General features: G+C 47.5%; 6 protein-coding genes. All 6 read left to right on the top strand.

Features of this window, described 5'->3' with window-relative positions; all coding sequences use genetic code 11:
- Positions 1-297: IS4 family transposase (locus F1609_RS33840; RefSeq protein WP_267876831.1), on the top strand; the 297-nt coding region annotated here is incomplete at its 5' end.
- A gap of 315 nt (positions 298-612) precedes the next feature.
- The gene (locus tag F1609_RS33835) at positions 613-1,056 is read left to right on the top strand and encodes a hypothetical protein (RefSeq protein WP_167082324.1); all 444 of its coding nucleotides are present in this window, start codon (positions 613-615) and stop codon (positions 1,054-1,056) included.
- Positions 1,057-1,290: 234 nt separating this feature from the next.
- On the top strand, positions 1,291-1,644 hold the full coding sequence (locus F1609_RS33830) for a hypothetical protein (protein WP_167082322.1): 354 nt from the start codon (positions 1,291-1,293) through the stop codon (positions 1,642-1,644).
- A gap of 572 nt (positions 1,645-2,216) precedes the next feature.
- Complete coding sequence (locus F1609_RS33820) at positions 2,217-2,501, top strand: hypothetical protein (protein WP_167082318.1); 285 nt, start codon at positions 2,217-2,219, stop codon at positions 2,499-2,501.
- 146 nt (positions 2,502-2,647) lie between these two features.
- Positions 2,648-3,046: a hypothetical protein gene (locus F1609_RS33815; RefSeq protein ID WP_167082316.1), complete on the top strand. Its 399-nt coding sequence runs from the start codon at positions 2,648-2,650 to the stop codon at positions 3,044-3,046.
- A 34-nt stretch (positions 3,047-3,080) separates the two neighbouring features.
- Positions 3,081-3,497 (top strand): Cdi1I family immunity protein, encoded by a 417-nt coding sequence (locus tag F1609_RS33810; RefSeq protein ID WP_167082314.1) that lies wholly within the window; start codon positions 3,081-3,083, stop codon positions 3,495-3,497.
- Positions 3,498-4,026: the final 529 nt, after the last annotated feature.

Below are 4,026 nucleotides of genomic sequence, written 5' to 3'. Positions count from 1 at the left end.
ATGGTCGTCGCCTGGCGCATTACGTATTTGATGCGCAAAGGTAGAACTTGCCCGGACTTGGCTGCATCGCTCTTCTTCGACCCTGACGAGATTCGTGGAGCCCACCTGCTAACCAAGAGGAAAATGCAGGCCACGCCACCAACGCTGAACGAGGTCGTAAGAATGATTGCGCAGGTAGGCGGCTTTCTGGGCCGCAAGAGTGACGGCGAGCCAGGGGCCAAGACTATTTGGCGTGGCCTCGGTCAAGTGTTTGCCGCAGCCGAGACGCTGCGCGCCCTGCGGGAAGGGCTTGGCTGACTTGTGTATAACGACATGATCACATCCACACCGATCACCTTCGTACACCAATGAGTTGACCCACCACCAAGGCGACATCATATTAATATACCAGAAGTGCGACCGGGACCAGGTGGCAATTTAATGCCTGGCGTCCGCGATTTGAGCAATACTTATCCCGGCGACTTAATTGGCAGAGAAATGCTTTGAGTAGGGATATATATATGGAAGGAGATCATACAACTCAACCAAATTACAATATCAAGATAGTTGACGACACCGGGCATTTTGAAAAGCCAGCAATTTTTAATAACGTGGACAAGTGAGTCATAGGCTATGGATGTTGAAGAAATCGAAAAATATGTGAGTTTAGGGTCGCGCCGGACAATTTGCGCTTACAGAGAACGGTTACCGGATATCGATCTATATGTCATGTCAATATATATTACAGGGAAATCTGGGCAGTATTCGGTGAGTGTTGAGTTTGACCCGGTCACTATGGTTGATGACGGGGAAGGATGGATGTGGCATTCCGAGTCGATGCAGTTGGAAAAAATCATTGAATTATTGGAAGAATTTAATGGAAAAGACATCTCGGAATGGGAAAATGTAACGAAATCAGGACGGCTGGAATATTTTACTTGCGAATCTAGTGACCTGGTGAGCAAGGAACAACATTCTGCATTTGAAGCTATACGTTTCGGTGAGAAACGACTGCCTGATGGATTTGTATGGAGAGTAACTCCGTTTGACGTGCCCTTGACTTTTGACGACGACTAAAAATGCTGCCTCCAGCACTGGAGCCGACATTGTTCGGCTACCCGTCCAGATGTTGCTACCGCGACACGGGGACAGCAGCAGGGACGGAGTCAGTGCCTACGAACTAACGCGGTCTAAACATTGGGCAGTCCCGATTTGCCTTAGTGGACATTTCGATGTTTTCCAGGCGAGATCACCTTCTCGTTGCCCGGCATTGGCGGATGGCTATACTCGCCATTCGAAAAAATCATGCTCGTGAGCATGCACCACCGCAGTTTCGATCTGGTGGACGAAAAAGGCGGGCGCGATTTGTTCGCCCTGCCCGACTCCGCTCACAACATCGCTCGTTCGGTCGGCCAGATGGGCGCCAACGGCGACCGGATCGCTATCGCGTACAACCAGCGCCAATTGACCGAGCGGGTCGAGGACAGCGCCGGGCGCGGCTACCTGCCGACGCTCGAAGACCAGCAGGACTATCCACGCTTGCGCAGCATTGCCATGCGGCCGGCAGAGCCCGACAGCGACACCGAACTGCTTCTCGCGTACGAGTACGATGCCAGCAGCAACCTGGGCAGGGTCAGCAACGGCAAGGGCACCGGCATTTTCTAAGACAACCGTTTCGACAAGCGGGCACTGATCACCGACGCGCTCGGCGCCACCACCGCCCTGCGCTACGATGAATCCGGAAACCTGACGAACGTGACCAACGCGCTAGGGCAGCGCACGTCATATCACTACAATGCGAACGGCTTGCCGGTCAAGTTGACGGATGCGGCCGGAGGCGTCAAACGGCTCGATTCAAAAAGGCCCTAAAGCATTGCCCGCTGCTACAGTAACTAACTTGCAGGGAAATCAACATGAATCTGGATGATATAAAATTGCAAATTGAACATGCGAAGTGGTTTTCGCTACTTGGTAGTTATGTTGCGTCTGAGGGATATTGGGCTCTTCGTGATTTAGATGCGTGGGATAGGACAACATTCGCATTAGGGAAGTGCTGATTTATTCACTTTTCGAAAAATCGCACTCTTTAGAATCAAAGGGTTACACGCGAAATTCGTGAAAATATTGAATAAATCAGCGCTTTCTTAGGTTTTAATGAAAAGGACGCACAGGTCGCAAGTGAAATGGATTGGTTGCCGAGTTCCAGGGAGGAGGAAGATCCTATTCATAGGCACCGCTTGACCGAATTCTTAGAGAAAAATGGTATTCAATTTAAGCCCGTGATTCTCGATGTTTGCAAGCAAGCGTGGGCGTCGCTGAGGTTCGCTGAGAGCATGAAACTTCGCTCCGGTCCGAATGATTTCACTCAAGCGGCGATTGGTGCCGCGTTGTATCGTGTAAGGATGGCCGCCTTGGAAGTGATGGCTGATAAAGCAGGTTTTTGGTGTACACTATTAAGACTTTATCGTCACGGCTATTGGCCGTGCGGAGTATTGCCAGATAAAACAATAGTAGTGTACTAAAGAGCAGCTCAAGAATGCTGGAGAATCCAACTCCTTTCGGCATGAAGACGAACAATCAGGGTTTTAGTATTAGAACGAAGGCTGAGAATAATAGGTTAATAGGAAAAACCGACGCCCATTACTATTTTATAAAAACGAAAATATAAATGGAATCATACTATGGTAGCGTTTCAATTTTTTCAACAGCCACTTTGGAAGAGGTTGCTGATGCTATAATTCAGACCTTCAATGTTTTTTCACTTCAATATGACGACTCAGGGCGCTTTGAAGAATATCCCGCATTCTCTTATGAAACCGAGGAAATAGAAATTCTGTTGATCGGCGATGTCGATGATGCCATCGAAAACTTTCCGTACGAGTTTAGAATTAAAATCCTGGATGTAAACGCAGCTGAACTTGGGAGAAAATTTAACTCGGAATTTTTAACTCGACTGCCGGCAATGCAAGCAGCAGAGAAAAATGGATATATTAACATCTCTGAATATACAAATGACTATATAAGAAAATATACCCAACTGGAATGCTGCGCAGCTTGGGTTGAATAACGAGGGCTACATAAAATCAAGACACGACCTTTAGATGAGTTCTTTAAGAATGGATGGACTGCTGGAATTTTTGTTTGAGCGAGTTCCGCCGAAGCACCTTGCGGCGATGGTTCTGGACCTCATCCGGGAAGAAACTAATGTGGATGAAGCCACTCGCCGTGGAATTGACATACCGCTCATGTCGGTAATGGACCCTGCTTTCTGGAACCGATTAGCCATTTCCGACGATGACACTATGTGTCATGTAAATTTACGAACCATAAGAATTGAAGAAAAGTCAATTGCTCGGGCAACAATTATGATTGTTCGTTACGGCGAGATAACTGATGTTTCTGTACTCCTTTCAACCACAGACTGTAGGCAGGCCAATCTCCTGACGTCTAAAAAAATTTATTGCTGGGCAAGGACGATTTCCAAAAAATTTGATATAGATAATTTTTTGGTGGCTTAGATTCGGCATCCGATGAAGATACGCAGATGTATACTAACGGTGGAGTCAGCTCTATCGAGACGCTGTAAAAAAATAGTAGCTACTCACACTGAGCACAGGCATCGGGTCAGCGTATGCAATGCAACACGAACATATTATTAGGCAACTCATCATTTCTTCAAGGAAATATTGGATGTTCGGACGAAGCTTCTATTTTCATCAACGAGCATTCATAAGACGCCGTTTTACGCCGGACGAAAACTCAACAGTTCGCCCTGTTTTCCTTCACGGATAGGACATGTATGATAAAGTTCGATAGCGATGTGCAACGTCAAATCGTTGTGTTCGGGCTAGATGACGATTCTCCTAATTCGATGTTACCCAACGTACATGGCGGGCAATATGGGGCTACGCCTTGGGAATGGTGCTGTGGTCTAATTTGCTCGGACACCTCAATAGGTGGAAAATCCACCATCTGAGGAGTAATACATGGCAACAAGAAAGCGGAAGACATTCGATCCCAGCCTGAAGCTGGAAGTGGTTCGAATGA

The organism is Massilia aquatica, assembly GCF_011682045.1.
Taxonomy (GTDB): Bacteria; Pseudomonadota; Gammaproteobacteria; order Burkholderiales; family Burkholderiaceae_D; genus Telluria_A; species Telluria_A aquatica.
Note: the sequence above shows the minus strand (reverse complement) of the source record. Positions and strands in the feature narration are given on the sequence as shown.

Coding starts and splice junctions, on each gene's coding strand:
- F1609_RS33835 (WP_167082324.1), top strand. CDS start 613: ATGGATGTTGAAGAAATCGAAAAATATGTGAGTTTAGGGTCGCGCCGG.
- F1609_RS33815 (WP_167082316.1), top strand. CDS start 2,648: ATGGAATCATACTATGGTAGCGTTTCAATTTTTTCAACAGCCACTTTG.
- F1609_RS33810 (WP_167082314.1), top strand. CDS start 3,081: ATGAGTTCTTTAAGAATGGATGGACTGCTGGAATTTTTGTTTGAGCGA.